The sequence below is a fragment of the Citrobacter sp. Cpo147 genome (genome assembly GCF_030332405.1).
Taxonomy (GTDB): Bacteria; Pseudomonadota; Gammaproteobacteria; order Enterobacterales; family Enterobacteriaceae; genus Citrobacter; species Citrobacter portucalensis.
Genome location: NZ_JAOWHX010000034.1, coordinates 180789 through 199637, shown reverse-complemented (window position 1 = coordinate 199637; position 18849 = coordinate 180789). Strand labels below are relative to the sequence as shown.

Sequence of the window (18849 nt, the reverse complement as noted above, 5' to 3'; positions counted from 1 at the left end):
ACAGCTAGCAACCGTCCCAGGCCGGATAAGCGCAGCGCCATCCGGCAAAAATGAGATAACAAAGATGAGTGAGAAAGCGACCTTCTGGCTGGGTATTGATTGCGGCGGTACATATCTGAAAGCAGGTTTGTATGATGCCAAAGGTCATGAACAGGGAATTAACCGGCAATCGCTGCAGACAATATCGCCATTACCAGGTTACGCCGAACGCGATATGCACCAACTGTGGCAACAGTGCGTCGCGACCATTGCCGGGCTGTTAAAGCGTACAGGCGTGTGCGGTGAGCAAATCAAAGGCGTCGGCATATCCGCTCAGGGCAAAGGTCTGTTCCTTCTCGATAAGCAAGATAAGCCGCTAGGCAATGCCATTCTCTCTTCTGACCGACGCGCGATGGACATCGTTCAGCGCTGGCAGCAGGATGGGATCCCTGAGCAGCTCTACCCGGTCACCCGCCAGACATTGTGGACCGGGCATCCGGCATCGCTCCTGCGCTGGGTGAAAGAGAACACCCCTCAGCGCTACGCGCAAATTGGAAGCGTCATGATGGGTCATGACTACCTGCGTTGGTGCTTAACCGGCGTCAAAGGCTGCGAAGAGAGCAATATCTCCGAGTCGAACCTCTACAACATGACCACGGGTCAGTACGACCCGAGGCTGACCCAGTGGCTGGGCATCAGTGAAATCGACAATGCCCTGCCCCCCATCGTTGGTTCAGCAGAAATATGCGGGGAAATCACCGCTCAGACAGCCGCCATCACCGGTCTGGCGGCGGGTACCCCCGTCGTCGGCGGACTGTTTGATGTGGTTTCCACCGCACTCTGCGCCGGTATCGAAGATGAACGCACCCTCAACGCGGTGATGGGTACCTGGGCCGTCACCAGCGGGATCGCTCACGGCCTGCGCGACCACGAGCCCCATCCCTATGTCTATGGTCGCTATGTAAATGACGGGCAGTACATCGTTCACGAAGCCAGCCCAACCTCTTCCGGCAATCTGGAATGGTTTACCGCCCAGTGGGGCGAACTCTCTTTTGATGAGATTAATCAGGCCGTTGCCAGCTTACCGAAAGCCGGTAGCGAGCTTTTCTTTCTGCCCTTTTTGTACGGCAGCAACGCCGGGCTGGAGATGACCAGCGGCTTTTATGGCATGCAGGCTATACACACTCGTGCCCACTTATTACAAGCCATCTACGAAGGCGTGGTTTTCAGCCATATGACCCACCTGAACCGCATGCGCGAACGTTTTCCGCAGGCACATACCCTGCGCGTTACTGGAGGTCCGGCCCACTCCGACATCTGGATGCAAATGCTGGCAGACGTCAGCGGTTTACGTATCGAATTGCCACAGATTGAAGAGACCGGCTGCTTTGGCGCTGCGCTCGCCGCCCGCGTAGGCACCGGCGTTTATCACAATTTCAGCGACGCGCAGCGCAGCTTACAGCACCCGGTTCGCACACTGCTGCCAGACGCTACGGCGCATGCGAGCTACCTGCGTAAATACCGCCAATACCAGAATTTAATTACCGCACTACAGGGCTATCACGCCCGCATTAAGGAGCATGAATGATGAGTCGACCATTACTGCAACTGGCGCTCGACCACACCAACCTGCAGGCGGCCCAACACGATGTCGCACTGCTACAAGAGAGCGTCGATATCGTTGAGGCAGGGACGATTCTCTGCTTAACCGAAGGCCTGGCTGCCGTGAAAGCGCTGCGTACTCAGTGTCCAAATAAAATCATCGTCGCCGACTGGAAGGTGGCCGATGCGGGTGAAACCCTCGCACAGCAAGCATTTGGCGCTGGCGCTAACTGGATGACCATCATCTGCGCTGCCCCACTGGCGACGGTGGAGAAAGGCCATGGCGTCGCGCAGTCCTGCGGCGGCGAAATTCAGATGGAACTGTTCGGCAACTGGACGCTGGATGATGCCCGTGACTGGTATCGCGTTGGGGTTCGCCAGGCAATTTACCATCGTGGCCGCGATGCTCAGGCCAGCGGACAACAATGGGGAGAAGCGGATCTGGCGCGCATGAAAGCGCTTTCCGATATCGGTCTGGAGTTGTCGATTACCGGCGGGATTACGCCCGCCGACCTGCCGCTGTTTCGCGATATCAACGTTAAAGCCTTTATCGCCGGACGCGCGCTGGCTGGGGCACAAAACCCAACGCAGGTTGCCGCTGAATTCCATGCGCAAATCGACGCCATCTGGGGAGCACAGTATGCGTAATCATCCGTTAGGTATCTATGAAAAAGCGCTGGCGAAAGACCTCTCCTGGCCGGAGCGTCTGGTGCTGGCGAAAAGCTGCGGTTTTGATTTCGTCGAGATGTCGGTGGATGAAACCGATGAACGTCTGTCGCGTCTCGACTGGAGTCCTGCTCAGCGTGCATCGCTGGTGAGCGCAATGTTAGAAACCGGCGTGGCAATCCCTTCAATGTGCCTGTCCGCCCACCGTCGGTTTCCCTTTGGCAGCCGCGATGAATCAGTCCGTATTCGGGCACGCGACATCATGACCAAAGCCATTCGTCTCGCGCGCGATTTGGGTATCCGCACTATTCAACTGGCAGGTTACGACGTCTATTACGAGGAACATGACGAAGGTACGCAGCAGCGCTTTGCCGAAGGGCTGGCATGGGCAGTCGAGCAAGCCGCCGCCGCGCAGGTCATGCTGGCGGTAGAAATCATGGATACCGCTTTTATGAACTCAATTAGCAAGTGGAAAAAGTGGGATGAAATGCTGTCATCGCCGTGGTTCACCGTCTATCCGGACGTGGGCAACCTCAGCGCATGGGGTAATGACGTCACTGCCGAATTGACGCTGGGCATCGACCGTATCGCCGCTATCCACCTGAAAGACACGCTGCCGGTAACCGAAACCCATCCGGGCCAGTTTCGCGATGTGCCTTTTGGCGAAGGGTGCGTGGACTTTGTTGGTATCTTCAAAACGCTGCATGAGCTGAACTATCGCGGGTCGTTTCTGATTGAAATGTGGACTGAAAAAGCAAAAGAGCCGGTACTGGAAATTATCCAGGCACGACGTTGGATAGAAGCACGTATGCAGGAAGGAGGATTTCCATGTTAGAACAACTGAAAGCCGATGTGCTGGCGGCCAATCTGGCGCTTCCGGCTCATGGTTTAGTCACCTTTACCTGGGGTAACGTCAGCGCTGTGGATGAAACGCGTAAGCTGATGGTGATTAAGCCGTCCGGCGTGGAATATGACGTGATGACCGCCGACGATATGGTGGTGGTGGATATTGCCAGCGGCGACGTGGTTGAAGGCAGTAAAAAACCCTCATCTGACACGCCAACCCATCTGGCGCTATACCGTCGCTACCCTGAGATCGGTGGGATCGTCCATACTCACTCACGCCACGCGACGATCTGGTCGCAGGCGGGTCTTGATCTCCCGGCATGGGGCACCACGCATGCCGATTATTTCTATGGTTCAATTCCGTGTACCCGGCTGATGACCGTTGAGGAAATCAATGGTGAATATGAATATCAAACCGGTGAAGTGATCATTCAGACCTTTGAGCAACGCGATCTCAATCCGCTGCAGGTTCCGGCAGTGTTAGTACATTCACACGGTCCGTTTGCCTGGGGTAAAGATGCCGCAGACGCTGTACATAACGCAGTGGTACTCGAAGAATGCGCTTACATGGGGCTTTTCTCGCGCCAGTTAGCTCCGCAGTTGCCGGATATGCAGCCTGAGTTGCTGGATAAACACTATCTGCGTAAACACGGTGTGAATGCGTATTACGGGCAAAACTAACGTCCGGCGGCGCTGTGCTTGCACTGGTCTGTCATTTTGTAGGCCGGGTAAGCATAGCACCACCCGGCGATCCTCATTTACGCCGAATTAATATGCTCTTTGCAGTAGCGCCGTTTCCACGCCGCAGGCGTCAGGCTGGCATGTTTACGAAAGATTTTGCGAAAGTAACCCACATCATTAAACCCACATTTAATCGCCACTTCGGTAAGCGACAGCGAGTCACTGATCAACAGCTTTTCTGCCGCCCTTACCCGCTGGCGATGCAACGCTTCAGTTAGCGTCAGCCGGAAAACGCTCCGGAATACACGCCCCAGATAGTCGGCATTGCAATGCAGTTCTTTCGCCAGAGTTGAAGCACTAATCGGCAGGTGGAACTGGGTGTGGATTATTTGTTGCGCTTTCCATGCCAGCGCATTACCGGGGCTATCTGCGGGTTGCTCGCTAGCCGCCGCGGAGATTTGCTGCAAAATCAGCAGTAGGATCAGTTCCAGCGCTATGCTGCGATGAATATTTTCCTGCTCGCGTAAGAACTGGCGAAACAGCGAAATAATATATTGTGGCTCGCTAACCCGGGCATGCTGAGGAATCGCAAGCAACGGTTCTGTAAGTGAAGCATCGTTTTCTGCTGTCACCTCAAAGTGTAGCCAGTAAAATTTCAAATCAGCCGGAAACTGTCCCACACCAATATGCGAACGCTGCGGCCATAACAGCAAACTTTCTCCAGCATTCACGCAAAAAACGGTCTGGCCTTCGCGAATCGTTAATGTCCCTTTTTCGACAAAGATGATTTCCCAGGATTGCAATTGCCGCGCCGGATGGCTTCCCACGCCTCGGGAAATAAATAGCCCACCATTTTGCACTTTAATCGGAAGAGACATGGATAATTCGAGCATATATATTCAAATTCCCGCTTATTGCATTATTTAAACCGATCTTTATCATTGATTATTCACGATAAACTTTCTTTTCGCCGGATCGAAATCACATTTTTATAATGAAGTCGGAATTGTTATCTTTTTATACTTTTCTCTTCCCTTGTTGACCCAAACATTTCGTGCAGAATAAATAACGTACTTTGCAAATTACAAACAAATAACCCGCAACGTAGCGGGATACTTTCTGAACATCCTCTCCGGGAGTTATTTATGACTTCGGCTCCGATCACGACATCTGATTTGGCACAGCGTGCCCAGGACGACAAATTATCCCTGCGTGAAAAAATAGGTTATGGGTTAGGCGATGCTGGCGGGACGGTAATTACCTGTCTGATCATGAACTTCCTGACATTTTTCTACACCGATGTCTTCGGGTTAACGCCCGCGCTGGTCGGCACATTGTTTATTGCCCTGCGCGTATTTGATGCCATTTCCGATCCGATAATGGGCATACTTGCCGACCGCACGCAAAGCCGCTGGGGGCGTTTTCGCCCATGGCAGCTGTGGGTGGCAATTCCCATTGGCATCATTGGCGTACTCACGTTTACCGTCCCTGACGCCAGCATGAGCGTAAAAATCGCCTGGGCATTCGGCACCTATCTACTGCTTTCTGTCGGCTATACCGCCATCAACGTACCGTATTGTGCGCTGATCAACACCATGACGACCCGCCATAACGAGGTGATCGCCTGTCAGTCCTGGCGCTTTGTGCTGTGCGGCGTGGCGGGATTCCTTGTCTCCGTTGGTCTGCCGTGGATGGTGGATATTCTGGGTCAGGGCAATGCCGCGCAGGGTTATCAGTTCGGCGTGGGCATCCTGTGCGCCATCGCTGTGGTGATGTTCCTGTGCTGCTTCTTCTGGGTTCGCGAGCGTGTGCCGCTGGCGATGATGGGGAAATTTACCCTGCGTGAACACATTGGTGGGCTACGCAAAAATGACCAGTTGCTGCTGATGCTGGTGATGTCTTTTCTGCTGATTAACGTCTTCAATATTCGTGGCGGCGGGTACATGTATTTCATTACCTACGTGCTGGAAGGCAGTACAGCTTACACGTCGCTGTTTTTCACCATGGTGACCTTTGCGTCCATCATCGGTTCAGTGGTTGTCAGCCCGCTGACCCGCCGTATAGATACCGTCAAACTCTATTACTACACCAACCTGGTGCTGGCAGCCCTGGCAGTGATGATGTGGTTCCTGCCGACCGGTCCGGCTTATCAAACATTATGGCTGGCGGTGATCCTCGGCAACGGCATTATTCTGGGCTTCACGCTGCCACTGCACTTCTCGCTGATGGCCTTTGCCGACGACTACGGCGAGTGGAAAACCGGCGTGCGTTCTTCCGGCATGAATTTCGCCTTCAACCTGTTTTTCATCAAGCTGGCCTGGGCCTCGAGCGCGGGGATCATCAGCCTGCTGTTTATTTTTGTCGCCTATCAGCCAGGCGCTGGTAATCAAACCGCCAGTTCGCTGCAAGGAATTACCGCGATGGAAACGCTGCTGCCCGCACTGTTCCACCTGCTGCTGGCGCTGTCTGTCCGCATCTGCAAACTCAATAATCCGATGATGTCGCGCATTGCCACCGATCTGCGTCAGCGTCATGTACAGCCTTAAGGAGCACGAAATGAACGTACTGGAAGTCGACCTGCATAAGCTCACCGTCAGCGATCCGTTCCTCGGACAATACCAACAGTTAGTCCGTGATGTCGTGATCCCCTACCAATGGGATGCGCTCAATGACCGCATTGCAGAGGCGGAACCAAGTCATGCAATAGAGAACTTTCGTATCGCCGCAGGACTGCAGGATGGCGAATTTTACGGCATGGTTTTTCAGGATAGCGACGTAGCGAAATGGCTGGAGGCAGTCGCCTGGTCCCTGTGCCAGAAATCTGATGCGGAACTTGAGAAAACCGCAGATGAGGTCATCGAGTTGGTAGCCGCTGCGCAGTGTGAAGACGGCTATCTCAATACATACTTTACAGTAAAAGCCCCGGATGAACGTTGGACTAACCTTGCCGAGTGTCATGAGTTGTACTGTGCAGGTCATTTGATCGAAGCAGGCGTCGCGTTCTTTCAGGCGACGGGAAAACGTCGTCTTTTAGACGTAGTGTGCCGCTTGGCAGACCACATCGATAACGTTTTCGGACCTGGAGAGAATCAACTGCGCGGCTATCCGGGACACCCGGAAATTGAGCTGGCGTTAATGCGCTTATACGAAGTGACCCAGCAACCACGCTATATGGCGCTGGTAAATTACTTTGTGGAACAACGCGGCGCGCAACCCCATTTCTATGATGAAGAGTACGAAAAGCGTGGCCAAACCTCTTACTGGCATACTTACGGCCCGGCATGGATGGTGAAGGATAAACCCTATAGCCAGGCTCATCAGCCCATTTCAGAACAGCAAACGGCGATCGGTCATGCAGTACGTTTTGTTTATCTGATGACCGGCGTGGCGCATCTGGCACGCTTGAGCCAGGACGAAGGCAAACGTCAGGATTGCCTGCGTCTGTGGAAAAACATGGCCCAGCGTCAGTTGTACATTACCGGCGGGATCGGTTCACAAAGCAGCGGCGAGGCGTTTAGCAGTGATTACGATCTGCCTAACGACTCCGTGTATGCGGAAAGCTGCGCCTCAATCGGTCTAATGATGTTCGCCCGCAGAATGCTGGAGATGGAGGCAGACAGCCAGTATGCCGACGTGATGGAGCGCGCCCTGTATAACACTGTATTGGGCGGGATGGCGCTCGATGGCAAGCACTTCTTCTATGTGAACCCGCTGGAAGTGCATCCTAAATCATTAAAATTCAATCATATTTATGACCACGTGAAACCCGTTCGTCAGCGCTGGTTTGGCTGCGCCTGTTGCCCGCCGAATATCGCCCGCGTGTTAACCTCAATTGGTCATTACATCTACACACCACGTCAGGACGCGCTGTATATCAATATGTACGTGGGCAATAGCATGGAAGTCCCCGTGGCGGATGGCTCGCTCAAGCTGCGCATTAGCGGGGATTATCCATGGCATGAGCAGGTGAAAATCGCCATCGAATCACCGCAGTCGATATATCACACCCTGGCCCTGCGCCTGCCAGACTGGTGCACCGCACCGCAGGTTTTACTGAATGGTCAGCCAGTTGAGCAGGATATTCGCAAAGGCTATTTGCACATCAGCCGAACCTGGCAGGAAGGCGATACGCTCAGTCTGACCCTGCCAATGCCGGTGCGTCGGGTGTACGGAAATCCATTAGTGCGCCATGTTGCTGGTAAGGTCGCTATTCAGCGTGGACCGCTGGTGTATTGCCTGGAGCAAGCCGACAACGGCGAGGAATTGCATAATCTGTGGTTGCCAAAAGAGAGTGAGTTCAGAGTATTCGAGGGTAAGGGGCTGTTCAGCCATAAAATGTTAATTCAGGCTGAAGGCGTGAAGCAAAGTACAGCCGATGCAGCACAACAATCGTTGTGGCACTACGATGCTTCCCCAACTTCGCGTCAGGCGCATACATTGACGTTTATTCCGTGGTTTAGCTGGGCAAACCGTGGTGAAGGCGAAATGCGTATCTGGATAAACGAGCAGTAATTAAACCGTGCCGGATGGCGACGCTTCACGTCTTATCCGGCCTACAAAACCCATCCACGTAGGCCTGATAAGCAAAGCGCCATCAGGCACATATTTAAATCAGAAACGCCAGGTCAGACCGGACATAAAGGTGAAGCTGTCATCGCGATCAACCATTGGGCTATTTTTAATGTCATCCGGCAGTGCGCTATAGTTGGCGCTTGCAAGCAGCGTCAGGTTAGTGGTCAATGCGTATTTAGCGGACAGGCCAACATACGGTGTCCAACTATCGCCTGGGGAATAGCTTGATAAGCCACTACGACGGGACTCATTACCCGATATGCCGTAGTAGTATTCATTGAATTTTTCGTCATAGTAGAGCACGCCAATCGATGGCGTCAGCGTCAGCTTGCCCATCGGCATTGGACGGAACAGTGAAACTTCCCCTACCCAGCCATTACTGTTGTCCAGCACATCCGCAGCGGCGGAGACTTTCACGCTACCCCATCTTTCATGGTGATACCACGCGGCACCCGCCATTGCAGTTGCGTCACGCTTATCCAGCTTTTTCATCGCATGATCGTCATTATCGCCGGGATCAAACTCAAGCGGCATATAAGAGGCAGTAATACTAAATTCATTACTTTCACTCTTAGACAAAATATAACCTAGCGTTGTTTGCCTAAAATAAAATGATTCACTTTCGTAACTGACAAGCGGTACTGCGTGAACATTATCATTATATCCGCGATAAGGTGATTCATTATATACAGCACCAGCGCCAATAGAAAACTCTGCGGCAGTTGCACTCGCCATAAAAGAAAAGGCGAGCAGCGCCACAATATTGTGTTTAATTAACATGCCAACATTCCATTTTAAAATAAGCTACAAAGCTGGTGCATAATAATGCTTACAATTTCATCGGTGCAAGGTTCATATTTATATAGTAATATATAAAAAATTATATATATTGGGCTTGGCGATGAATAAATTACAACTTAAACACCGGGAGCTGAAGATTATTTCGGTAATCGCTGCCAGTGAAAATATCAGTCATGCCGCTACTGTTCTCGGCATCGCGCAGGCCAATGTCAGTAAATATCTTGCTGATTTTGAATCAAAAGTTGGATTAAAGGTGTTTGACCGCACCACCCGGCAGCTGACCCTCACGCCGTTTGGTATAGCGTTACTTCCTTACATCAATGACATGTTAGACAGAAACGAGCAGTTAAATAATTTCATTGCTGATTATAAGCACGAGAAACGTGGCAAAGTAACGGTATATGCCCCAACCGGTATTATTGCTTACTTATCGCAACATGTTATTGCAAAAATCCAGAATATCGGCGGCATTAGCCTCTCACTTAAAACATGTAACCTTGAACGAAAGGCATTTTATGAGGGTGTCGACTTTCCTGATGATTGTGATGTTTTAATCACCTATGCACACCCTAAAGATGAATCACTGGTCGCTAGTTTCATTACCAAATATGCAGTAACGGCTTTTGCCAGCCCTGAATATATCAAAGAACATCCTATTAAGAGTCCGGATGAACTGGAAGAACATTCCTGCATCCTTATTGATTCCATGATGATAGATGATGCCAATATCTGGCGCTTCACCTCCGTTGGCAGCAAGGAAATGCACGATTATCGGGTGACCGGAAATTATGTCTGCGACAATACACAGTCTGCATTGGCGCTGGCACGTAACCATCTGGGCATTGTTTTTGCGCCGAATGCGAGTGTACAAAAAGACGTTCAATCAGGATTGCTGGTTCCATGTTTCTCAGAACAACATGAATGGTGGCTGGATTTGGTGGCGATTTTCCGCAAGCGCGAATATCAGCCATGGCGGGTACAGTTTATTCTTGATGAGATGCTGGCAGAGATCCGCCAGCAGCTTACTCAGTCGCTGGAGCAGCAGACTGAGCAAGCAAAATAGCCTGCGTCTAATGGTCGAGATACAGGTAATGCACCCAGCTGGTCATCCGTAGTAAGACCTTGCGCATGACCGACACATGTTCGAAGTGGTCAGAGTAAACGGCGACCTGGGCGTAAATCCCATCAGGTAACGCGTTCACATCCGCATTGTCGTTCAGCTCAATCGTGGCGATCACCCCTTCCGAACCGGGCGTAGAGTTTAAAGATTGCAGTGCCCCGTTCGACTGGTATGTACCACCCGGTACTGCCGGACTAATGGCGGCCAGTTTACCGCTAAACACCTTACCCGGCAGAGCGTTAAACACCACTTCCGCTTCATCGCCTGGCTCCAGCCGCAACAGCGAGTTTTGACGGAACTGGGCGATAATTTGTCTTTTTTGATCCGGGATGAATACCATTACCGGACGCATCGGCAGTGCGGCGGCATAGGTTCCTGGGCGCATCAGCACCTGCGTGACGTAACCATCGCTGGGCGCGCGAACCACGGTCTGGTCCAGGTTGAACTCTGCTTCCGCTAGCTGTGCTTTCAGGCTGGCAATTTGCGAATTCTCACCCAGTACCAGGCTGTCTAACTGACTCTGAATTTGCTGCTGTTCTGCAACGGAGGATTTCACCGAGGCTTCCTGCGCCAGGTAGTTTTGGCGCGCCGCATCGATATCGCGTTCAGAAAAAGGATTCACCTTCGCCTGACTCCCCTGCGCATAGCGCTGGTAATCTTTTGCCAGTTTGTCACGCGTGGCCTTTGCCCGCTGCGTGTTGGCTTTCATTTCGTCTAACTGCGCAACCAGAGCCTGCTCTTTATGCTGTGCGGTGACAATATCAGCCTTCAGGCGATCGACCCGCGCCTGATAACGCCCTGGATTAAGCTTAAACAGAACCTCGCCTTTTTTGATTAGCGTATTCTTCTTATCCGTCACTTCTGTCACTACACCCGTTACCTGCGGCACCACGGGAATAGAAATTACCGCTTTTTGTGCCTTAAATGTATACGGATGGTTATAATTCATCAGTAATATAAGTCCGCAAACAATGAATATACCGCCTAATGCCGCGGTAGGAACTGTCCATTTATTTACAGGAATTTTAAAAATTTTAAATATTGACCATGCACACGCCACATAGGTCAGAACAATCAGTAAATCCATCGATATTACTCCGCCGGAGAGGTCTTGGCCTCGCCCAGTTTCTTTTCCAGATCCGCAACCCTTGCCTGAAGCTGGATCAGGGAAGAATCCGCGCTCTGCATACCCCATCCGCGCTCCGGGCGATAAAGCGTTGCCCAGATCCATAAAAAGGGCCAAATAACATGTAAGGTAAACAAACTAACCCAACCCGCAACATGTATTGCGTCGGCATGAGGATGGTTACGTTTCTTTGCAATTAGATAGGGAATATCATGCAGAATAATAATCCCGTAAAAAATGACCAGGAATACAAAAATAAGCACTCCTAATGCAAAATAATTAAGGAACATATTTGCCTCAGGGATTTAAATTAAGAATTTCGGATGCAATTTGATTTAAACAATAGAGTTGATAATAGTATTGGAATGACCAGATTGGATGCAATTATCTTATTTATATAACGATATATGGGTTTATATATACCCCGTCGTCTTTTGAGCTGCTTCTTTGTTGGCTGCGTTCGTTCACCCCAGCCACTTACCTGAGGACATAACTTGATGCCCGGTACGCTAAACGCGACCGGGCAGTAGGTGACGTGAAATTAAAACAGCCCCAGTGGTTTATCAGAGTAGCTCACTAACAGGCATTTGGTTTGCTGATAATGCTCAAGCATCATCTTATGCGTCTCGCGCCCGATACCCGACTGCTTGTAGCCGCCGAACGCCGCATGTGCCGGGTAAGCATGGTAACAGTTGGTCCAAACTCGCCCCGCCTGAATCCCACGTCCCATTTTGTACGCCAGATTTCCATTACGACTCCAGACGCCAGCGCCAAGCCCATATTGGGTGTCATTAGCGATTTCCAGCGCCTCTTCCATGGTTTTAAACGTCGTGACAGCCAGCACCGGCCCGAAGATCTCCTCTTGGAAAACCCGCATGTTGTTCTTACCAAACAGAATGGTCGGTTCGAGGTAGTAACCCTCTTTTAACTCGCCATCCAGCTGCTTGCGCCGCCCGCCGGTGAGAACATCTGCTCCTTCTTTCTTACCAATGTCGATGTAATTCAGAATGGTTTCCAGTTGACCATGCGACACCTGCGCGCCCATTTGCGTCACGCTGTCTAACGGGTTGCCGCTACGGATACTTTCCACCCGACGAATGGCTCTTTCCATAAAACGTTCGTAAATGGATTCTTGTACCAGCGCACGACTTGGACAGGTACACACTTCGCCCTGGTTGAAGGCAAACAATGCAAAACCTTCCAGCGCTTTGTCAAAGAACGCATCTTCTTCATCCATCACGTCCGCGAAGAAGATATTGGGTGATTTCCCGCCCAGCTCCAGCGTGACAGGAATAATGTTCTGCGTAGCGTACTGCATGATCTGCTGCCCGACTTCCGTTGAGCCGGTAAACGCCACTTTCGCAATACGTTTTGACGTCGCCAGATACTCACCGATTTCCCCCCCTGCGCCGTTGACCACGTTCACCACGCCAGGCGGGAGCAGATCGCCGATGACTTCCATCAGCAACAGTACGGACAGTGGCGTCAGGCGCGCGGGTTTCAGCACCACGCAGTTACCGGCTGCCAGGGCGGGCGCCATCTTCCAGCTGGCCATCAATAGCGGGAAGTTCCACGGGATAATTTGCCCTACCACGCCAAGAGGTTCATGGAAGTGATAAGCCACGGTTTCGCTATCAACCTCGCTGATTCCCCCTTCCTGTGCACGAATACAGGACGCGAAATAGCGGAAATGGTCAATCGCCAGCGGCACATCTGCCGCGCTGGTTTCACGGATGGGTTTACCGTTATCCCAGGTTTCTGCCGTCGCCAGCAGTTCCAGGTTTTGCTCCATACGATCGGCGATTTTGAACAGAATCGCCGCTCTGTCCTGCACGGATGTCTGCGCCCACTTGTCTTTTACTTTGTGCGCGGCATCCAGTGCCAGATCGATGTCCTTTTTGCCGGAAGAGGCCACTTCGCACAGTAGTTGCCCGGTCACCGGTGTCAGGTTTTGGTAATACTCACCGTCCGCCGGGGCGACCCAGTCACCGCCGATAAAGTTATCGTATCGGGCTTTTAACTTCAGAGGGTAACCATACTCGCCGGGGTAAATACGCGTTGAAGGGGGGTTATTGGTCATGACCGTCTCCTTGCTGTAGGGGTACTACAAGGGTAGACGGGGCTGGCGAATAATTCGCCAGCCTTTTACTGCTTTACGACAGGTATCACGAATTACATGGCAGCACGATAAATCGCCATGATTTCTTCATGTGTCGCCTGAATCGGGTTAGTGAAACCACATGCATCTTTCAGGGCGTTAGTCGCCAGAACGGCAAAATCTTCTTCTTTCACGTTCAGCTCACGCAACCCGGCTGGAATATTCACTTTCTGCGCCAGTTCGCGGATCGCCGCGATGCAGGCTTCTGCCCCTTGCTCTTCGCTCAGACCAGCAACGTTCACACCCATTGCCGAGGCGCAATCGCGCAGGCGGGCGGCAGCCACTTTGCTATTAAATACCTGTACATGCGGCAGCAGTACGGCATTACATACTCCGTGTGGCAAATCGTAGAAGCCACCCAGCTGGTGCGCCATCGCATGCACGTATCCCAGAGAGGCATTGTTAAAGGCCATACCTGCGAGGAACTGCGCATAGGCCATGGCTTCGCGCGCCTGAGCATTGCTGCCCTCTTCCACGGCGACCGGCAGGTTTTCCGCAATCATGGTGACGGCTTTAAGCGCGCACGCATCGGTAATAGGGGTCGCGGCAATAGAAACATAGGCTTCAATAGCGTGAGTCAGCGCATCCATACCGGTAGCCGCCGTCAGAGACTTCGGCATACCGACCATCAGCGAGGAGTCATTGACGGACAGCAGCGGTGTAACATGCTTATCCACAATCGCCATTTTAATGTGGCGTACTTCATCGGTAATGATGCAGAAGCGGGTCATTTCAGATGCCGTACCCGCCGTGGTGTTGATGGCAATCATCGGCAGTTGCGGTTTTGCAGAGCGGTCAACGCCTTCGTAATCACTAATATCGCCGCCGTTAGCCGCCACCAGCGCAATCCCCTTCGCACAATCGTGCGGGGAACCGCCGCCGAGAGAAATAACACTATCACAGTCATTTTCTTTCAGCATTTTCAGGCCAGCAGCAACGTTACTGGTCGTAGGGTTAGGATGCGTACCATCATAAATTACGCTGAAAATATCACGTTCCTGCAGCGCTTTTTGAATTTCACTCGCCATACCTAATTTCGCCAGCATGGCGTCCGTGACAATCAGCGTACGGCGAAAACCATATTCCGCCATTGTATTCATTGCATCTTTTAATGAACCAGCGCCAATTACATTCACAGAAGGAATAAAAAATGTTGAAGCAGCCATTGTACGATCCTTAATTACTCAAAAGAGGTAGGAAGCATACGAGTGAAATTTCCAACAAAATATGATCGTGGTTGTTATTTTAATAACACTCACAATTAAAAAGCACATTAGGTTCATAATCTAATGTGCTTATTTCAATCAACATCTATTTTGTATTAATTCATTTAATCCATGAATTAATTGTTTCATTATTTTTCAGGGAACAGCAATGCATCGCGTAATAAATGATCATTTCCCCGACGACGAGTAAAACCAATGCGGTCAAAATATTCCAGAATCTGAATAGCCAATTTGCGCCCGACGTTAAGTCTGTCGCGAAAATCGGCTGCACAGGTCGATCCCCGTTCCTGATCCAGTTCGCGGATCATATTGGCAAAGGCCACAATTCGATCGTTACGGTAATAACGATCTTTCACGATCGCGGTAATGATGCCTTGCTGCGCCGCCTGACGTAATGCCACACGCATCATCTGCTCATCCGTGCCCGTCTGTTTTGCCAAATCGCGCACCCACCATGGCTCATCGCCAAAAAGCGGTTCTACTTTTTGCCAGATTGCCAACTGCTCATCGCTGAAACCCGCCTTATGTTCCGGCAAATGCAACCAGCCATGATGGCTATGGATGGCGCCACTCTCGCGCATCTTTTCAATCAGCAGCAAGACCAGCGCTTCGTCTTCCATCGGCAAAGCCATACGGCGCAGGCGCTCGCGCCCGGGCCCTGGTTCATCACGGTGCTGCTCATGGTAGGTCGCCAGCGTATCGAGAACTTTCCGCTGCCAGCGCGCGGCAACGGGGGCATTCAACAGGCTGTATCCCGCCTGAATAAATCCATGTTGCTCAATCAACGGACGCATACCGTTGCCATTGAGCTGACGCGCCCAGGCAAAGTCAGGAATATTCACCGCCCCACGCGTCAGGTGCAGCGCCAGAGCGTCACCGTCAGTCTGCGCGTTTTCCAGCGCCGACAGCCACTGCAAATACTCCGGCTTACGTTTTCCGCGACGCGGCGGATTGAGCGTGACCACGCGCGCGCCAGCAAGCGTCGTACGGGCAGAAATATCGCGCAGCACCAGACGGTCGTTATCGGCGAGCCAGAGTGGTGTATCAAACACCAGTTCCGCCAGTGTCCCTTCAAGCAGCGAGATACGCCCGGTAACATGGCTAGCCGCGTGGTGAATATGCAGCGGTTGCCACTGCATCAGCGGCGCGGCATGTTCTAAAGAAACAATCACGCGGGTAAAAGCCTCTGGCGGCGCATCGGAAAGCAGCCAGTCGCCACGGTTTAGTTCTTCTTTTTGCGCATCGCCGGCAATATTCAGCGCAATACGTTGTCCCGCTTGCGCGCGGTCGGTGGCCTGATTTTGTGCATGCAGGCTACGTACGCGCATCGGTTTGTTGACGCCCGTGAGCCACAGCGTGTCACCGACATTCACTTCACCGCTGAGCGCCGTCCCGGTCACCACCAGCCCTGCGCCTTTGACCGTAAAGGCGCGGTCAATCGCCAGGCGGAAGCTGTGATCGCGGGCATGCTCGCGCGACGTTAATTGCAACAAATGGTCACGCAGTTCCTCGATGCCACGGCCTTCACTGGCCGCAGTGACGAAAAGCACCGACTCCGCGAAACCATAATTCCCCAGCGTGGCCTGAATCTCCGCACGCACCTCTTCAATTCTTGCTTCGTCTACGCGGTCGGCTTTCGTGAGCGCCACGGTGATCTGCGGATTGCCCGTCAGCTGCAGAATTTGCAAATGCTCACGGGTTTGCGCCATTACGCCATCATCACACGCCACCACCAGCAACGCGTGATCGATGCCGCCGACCCCCGCCAACATGTTGGACAGAAACTTTTCGTGTCCAGGAACGTCGATAAACCCCAGCACCCGCCCGTCCGGCTGCGGCCAGTAGGCATAGCCGAGATCGATGGTCATGCCGCGCTTTTTTTCTTCCGGCAGACGGTCGGCATTTACGCCAGTAATCGCCTGTAATAACGTTGTTTTTCCGTGGTCAACGTGTCCGGCGGTTGCAATAATCATTTCAGCATCATCTCCATAAACCGGGTCTCGTCTTCAAGGCAGCGCAGATCCAGCCATAAGCGGCCATCATAAATTCGCCCAATAATCGGCACGGGCAGCGTACGCCAACGGGCTGCCAACGCTTCGAGGCGGCTCCCGCGCCCGTCATGTGGGGTAAAGGTTAGCGCCGCGCTGGGCAGCCTATCAACAGGTAGTGAGCCGCTGCCAATCTGCGACAGGCAAGGCATCACATTCAGGGCGAACTCATCACCGTAATGTTCTGCAAGCTGTGCCTGTAATTGCTGTGCCTGCGCGTGGATTGCCTCTTGTGAGCGGGTGAGCTGGCGCAACGTCGGCAACTTCGCCGCCAGTGCTTCAGGGTGCAGGTAGAGCCGTAGCGTCGCTTCCAGAGCAGCCAGCGTCATTTTATCTGCCCGTAATGCGCGTTTCAGCGGATGGCTCTGCAAACGAGCGATCATCTCTTTTTTACCGACAATTATCCCGGCCTGCGGCCCGCCCAGCAGTTTATCGCCGGAGAAACTCACCAGACTGACGCCAGCAGCAATCAGTTGCTGCGGCATCGGCTCCTGCGGCAAGCCATACTGGCTGAGATCGACCAGCGAACCGCTGCCCAAATCCGCCACCACCGGAACATCCAGCTCCTGGCCAATGACGGCCAGCTCCGCCTCATCCACCGACTTTGTGAAGCCTTCAATGCTGTAATTACTGGTATGCACTTTCATCAGCAGAGCGGTATTTTCATTCACCGCCTGGCGGTAATCTTTCGCATGCGTCCGGTTGGTGGTCCCCACCTCGCGTAGAATGCATCCGGCCTGACACATGACGTCCGGAATACGAAACGCGCCGCCTATTTCCACCAGCTCGCCGCGAGACACAACCACCTCTTTGCCGTTCGCCGTGGCAGCCAGCATAAGCAGAACAGCTGCCGCATTGTTATTGACGATACAGGCGTCTTCCGCCCCCGTCAGACGGCAGAGTAAATCCGCCAGGGCCCGATCCCGATGTCCCCGACCGGCATCATCCAGACTGTATTCCAGCGTCACCGGCGTGCGCATCGCCTGTACCACCGCCTCAATTGCTTCTTCGGCCTGCGACGCGCGACCAAGGTTGGTGTGCAGCACCGTTCCGGTCAGGTTAATCACTGGACGCAGTGCGCTTTGTGATTCTCGTTCCAGCCGGGCACTGGCTTCTTGCGCCCAGTCTTCACACCATGCCGGGAGCGCATGCGTGTCGCGAATAGCTTCTCTGGCTTCGTCGAGCATGTGACGCAGCAGGTCAACCACCCGGGTATGACCGTGAGATTCACGTAAGGCTGAGAAGGCGCTATCGCGCAATAAACGATCGATAGCAGGAAGCTGGCTGTAGAGTGAACGCAAGTCGCTTGTCATGAAAGGGCCTGGCTGTTGGTGACCCTCTCCACCGTAGAGAGGGATATCGATATAGGAAGGATTGTACCGTGACTTTGCTCAGGCGGACATAATACGCATCAAGCCTTTGGCGGTTCTGTACGGGCAAAACTCTCGCGTTGAAAGAGCGTTTCCACCAGTTTGACGAGACGCGGACGGTCCACACACCAGCCAGGTGCGACCCGACGGAAATTGAGATAACCGACGGCGCAGGCAATCGCAATGGTTGCCAGGTTAACCGTATCCGTTTTCAGTGTACCGTCCGCCAGATAACCTTCCAGCACATCCAGACTACGGGTGATCTTCTCACGCTGACGTAACAATTCAGTTTCTGACTGCTGCGCTGCAGGGCGAGCCTGTTCGCGCACCGAAACTAAACCGGCATCCATAATACCGTCTGCCAACGCTTCCAACTGGCGTACCTTCAGCGCAGCCAGCGGATCACGCGGCAGCATGGCTGGTGCAATATCCAGTAGCTCTATATATTCCGCGATGACAGGAGAGTCAAACCAGTACTCGCCCTCATCGGTGACCAACGCAGGTACTTTGCCTAACGGGTTATAGCGCGCCACGCCGCTATCCGCGTTGTAGGGGAGTTCATTCACAAATTCGAAAGTGATGCCCTTTTCCAGTAACAGAATCGAAATTTTACGCACAAAAGGGCTGGTATAGCTGCCAATGAGTTTCATGCCG

16 protein-coding genes are annotated in these 18849 nt (G+C 52.7%); 7 read left to right on the top strand and 9 right to left on the bottom strand.

The features are described 5' to 3' along the window. Positions 1 to 64: 64 nt before the first annotated feature. The 4 genes from OGY06_RS16310 to araD are packed head-to-tail and all read left to right on the top strand — an operon-like array spanning position 65 to position 3774. Positions 65 to 1567, top strand: coding sequence for an FGGY-family carbohydrate kinase (locus OGY06_RS16310; RefSeq protein ID WP_191222033.1), 1503 nt, complete (start codon positions 65 to 67; stop codon positions 1565 to 1567). Next, complete coding sequence (gene ulaD / locus OGY06_RS16305; protein ID WP_126956584.1) at positions 1567 to 2229, top strand: 3-keto-L-gulonate-6-phosphate decarboxylase UlaD; 663 nt, start codon at positions 1567 to 1569, stop codon at positions 2227 to 2229. The genes OGY06_RS16310 and ulaD overlap by 1 nt, the downstream gene beginning before the upstream one ends. Beyond that, positions 2222 to 3082 carry an L-ribulose-5-phosphate 3-epimerase gene (locus OGY06_RS16300; protein WP_003827352.1) on the top strand — a complete coding sequence of 287 codons (861 nt, stop codon included), beginning with the start codon at positions 2222 to 2224 and terminating at the stop codon, positions 3080 to 3082. Before ulaD ends, OGY06_RS16300 begins: the two co-directional genes overlap by 8 nt. Further along, positions 3076 to 3774 carry an L-ribulose-5-phosphate 4-epimerase gene (gene araD / locus OGY06_RS16295; RefSeq protein ID WP_003827351.1) on the top strand — a complete coding sequence of 233 codons (699 nt, stop codon included), beginning with the start codon at positions 3076 to 3078 and terminating at the stop codon, positions 3772 to 3774. The genes OGY06_RS16300 and araD overlap by 7 nt, the downstream gene beginning before the upstream one ends. Positions 3775 to 3851: 77 nt before the next feature. Here araD and OGY06_RS16290 read toward each other — a convergent pair whose 3' ends face one another. Next, on the bottom strand, positions 3852 to 4667 hold the full coding sequence (locus OGY06_RS16290) for a helix-turn-helix domain-containing protein (protein WP_286605710.1): 816 nt from the start codon (positions 4665 to 4667) through the stop codon (positions 3852 to 3854). A gap of 252 nt (positions 4668 to 4919) precedes the next feature. Here OGY06_RS16290 and OGY06_RS16285 point away from each other — a divergent pair, with 252 nt between their 5' ends. Both OGY06_RS16285 and OGY06_RS16280 read left to right on the top strand, forming a co-directional pair. After that, positions 4920 to 6320, top strand: coding sequence for an MFS transporter (locus tag OGY06_RS16285; RefSeq protein WP_191238024.1), 1401 nt, complete (start codon positions 4920 to 4922; stop codon positions 6318 to 6320). Between the two features lie 10 nt (positions 6321 to 6330). After that, on the top strand, positions 6331 to 8286 hold the full coding sequence (locus OGY06_RS16280) for a glycoside hydrolase family 127 protein (RefSeq protein WP_003827348.1): 1956 nt from the start codon (positions 6331 to 6333) through the stop codon (positions 8284 to 8286). Between the two features lie 99 nt (positions 8287 to 8385). On the opposite strand, the gene OGY06_RS16275 is transcribed toward OGY06_RS16280, so the two are convergent. After that, positions 8386 to 9126: a MipA/OmpV family protein gene (locus OGY06_RS16275; protein ID WP_003827347.1), complete on the bottom strand. Its 741-nt coding sequence runs from the start codon at positions 9124 to 9126 to the stop codon at positions 8386 to 8388. Between the two features lie 121 nt (positions 9127 to 9247). Here OGY06_RS16275 and OGY06_RS16270 point away from each other — a divergent pair, with 121 nt between their 5' ends. Next, positions 9248 to 10210: a LysR family transcriptional regulator gene (locus OGY06_RS16270; protein WP_003827346.1), complete on the top strand. Its 963-nt coding sequence runs from the start codon at positions 9248 to 9250 to the stop codon at positions 10208 to 10210. Positions 10211 to 10217: 7 nt separating this feature from the next. Here the strand turns inward: OGY06_RS16270 and OGY06_RS16265 are convergent, their stop codons facing one another. From OGY06_RS16265 to OGY06_RS16235, 7 genes are all read right to left on the bottom strand, one after another. Then, positions 10218 to 11354 (bottom strand): HlyD family secretion protein, encoded by a 1137-nt coding sequence (locus tag OGY06_RS16265; RefSeq protein WP_003827345.1) that lies wholly within the window; start codon positions 11352 to 11354, stop codon positions 10218 to 10220. Positions 11355 to 11359: 5 nt separating this feature from the next. Continuing rightward, positions 11360 to 11683 carry a DUF3302 domain-containing protein gene (locus tag OGY06_RS16260; protein ID WP_003024200.1) on the bottom strand — a complete coding sequence of 108 codons (324 nt, stop codon included), beginning with the start codon at positions 11681 to 11683 and terminating at the stop codon, positions 11360 to 11362. A 251-nt stretch (positions 11684 to 11934) separates the two neighbouring features. Then, positions 11935 to 13473, bottom strand: a complete 1539-nt coding sequence (aldB, locus tag OGY06_RS16255; RefSeq protein ID WP_003827344.1) for an aldehyde dehydrogenase AldB — start codon at positions 13471 to 13473, stop codon at positions 11935 to 11937. 92 nt (positions 13474 to 13565) lie between these two features. Beyond that, complete coding sequence (gene yiaY / locus OGY06_RS16250) at positions 13566 to 14717, bottom strand: L-threonine dehydrogenase (RefSeq protein ID WP_003827343.1); 1152 nt, start codon at positions 14715 to 14717, stop codon at positions 13566 to 13568. A gap of 188 nt (positions 14718 to 14905) precedes the next feature. Beyond that, complete coding sequence (selB, locus tag OGY06_RS16245; RefSeq protein ID WP_003827342.1) at positions 14906 to 16750, bottom strand: selenocysteine-specific translation elongation factor; 1845 nt, start codon at positions 16748 to 16750, stop codon at positions 14906 to 14908. Then, entirely contained in the window at positions 16747 to 18138 is a 1392-nt protein-coding gene (selA, locus tag OGY06_RS16240; RefSeq protein ID WP_003827341.1) for an L-seryl-tRNA(Sec) selenium transferase, read from the bottom strand. The genes selB and selA overlap by 4 nt, the downstream gene beginning before the upstream one ends. Before the next feature lie 98 nt (positions 18139 to 18236). After that, positions 18237 to 18845 (bottom strand): glutathione S-transferase, encoded by a 609-nt coding sequence (locus OGY06_RS16235; protein WP_003827340.1) that lies wholly within the window; start codon positions 18843 to 18845, stop codon positions 18237 to 18239. Between the last annotated feature and the right edge of the window lie 4 nt (positions 18846 to 18849).

Bases quoted from the DNA above. Each gene is read 5' to 3' on its own strand.
- OGY06_RS16310 (WP_191222033.1), top strand. From the start codon at position 65: ATGAGTGAGAAAGCGACCTTCTGGCTGGGTATTGATTGCGGCGGTACA.
- ulaD (WP_126956584.1), top strand. From the start codon at position 1,567: ATGAGTCGACCATTACTGCAACTGGCGCTCGACCACACCAACCTGCAG.
- OGY06_RS16300 (WP_003827352.1), top strand. From the start codon at position 2,222: ATGCGTAATCATCCGTTAGGTATCTATGAAAAAGCGCTGGCGAAAGAC.
- araD (WP_003827351.1), top strand. From the start codon at position 3,076: ATGTTAGAACAACTGAAAGCCGATGTGCTGGCGGCCAATCTGGCGCTT.
- OGY06_RS16290 (WP_286605710.1), bottom strand. From the start codon at position 4,667: ATGCTCGAATTATCCATGTCTCTTCCGATTAAAGTGCAAAATGGTGGG.
- OGY06_RS16285 (WP_191238024.1), top strand. From the start codon at position 4,920: ATGACTTCGGCTCCGATCACGACATCTGATTTGGCACAGCGTGCCCAG.
- OGY06_RS16280 (WP_003827348.1), top strand. From the start codon at position 6,331: ATGAACGTACTGGAAGTCGACCTGCATAAGCTCACCGTCAGCGATCCG.
- OGY06_RS16275 (WP_003827347.1), bottom strand. From the start codon at position 9,126: ATGTTAATTAAACACAATATTGTGGCGCTGCTCGCCTTTTCTTTTATG.
- OGY06_RS16270 (WP_003827346.1), top strand. From the start codon at position 9,248: ATGAATAAATTACAACTTAAACACCGGGAGCTGAAGATTATTTCGGTA.
- OGY06_RS16265 (WP_003827345.1), bottom strand. From the start codon at position 11,354: ATGGATTTACTGATTGTTCTGACCTATGTGGCGTGTGCATGGTCAATA.
- OGY06_RS16260 (WP_003024200.1), bottom strand. From the start codon at position 11,683: ATGTTCCTTAATTATTTTGCATTAGGAGTGCTTATTTTTGTATTCCTG.
- aldB (WP_003827344.1), bottom strand. From the start codon at position 13,473: ATGACCAATAACCCCCCTTCAACGCGTATTTACCCCGGCGAGTATGGT.
- yiaY (WP_003827343.1), bottom strand. From the start codon at position 14,717: ATGGCTGCTTCAACATTTTTTATTCCTTCTGTGAATGTAATTGGCGCT.
- selB (WP_003827342.1), bottom strand. From the start codon at position 16,750: ATGATTATTGCAACCGCCGGACACGTTGACCACGGAAAAACAACGTTA.
- selA (WP_003827341.1), bottom strand. From the start codon at position 18,138: ATGACAAGCGACTTGCGTTCACTCTACAGCCAGCTTCCTGCTATCGAT.
- OGY06_RS16235 (WP_003827340.1), bottom strand. From the start codon at position 18,845: ATGAAACTCATTGGCAGCTATACCAGCCCTTTTGTGCGTAAAATTTCG.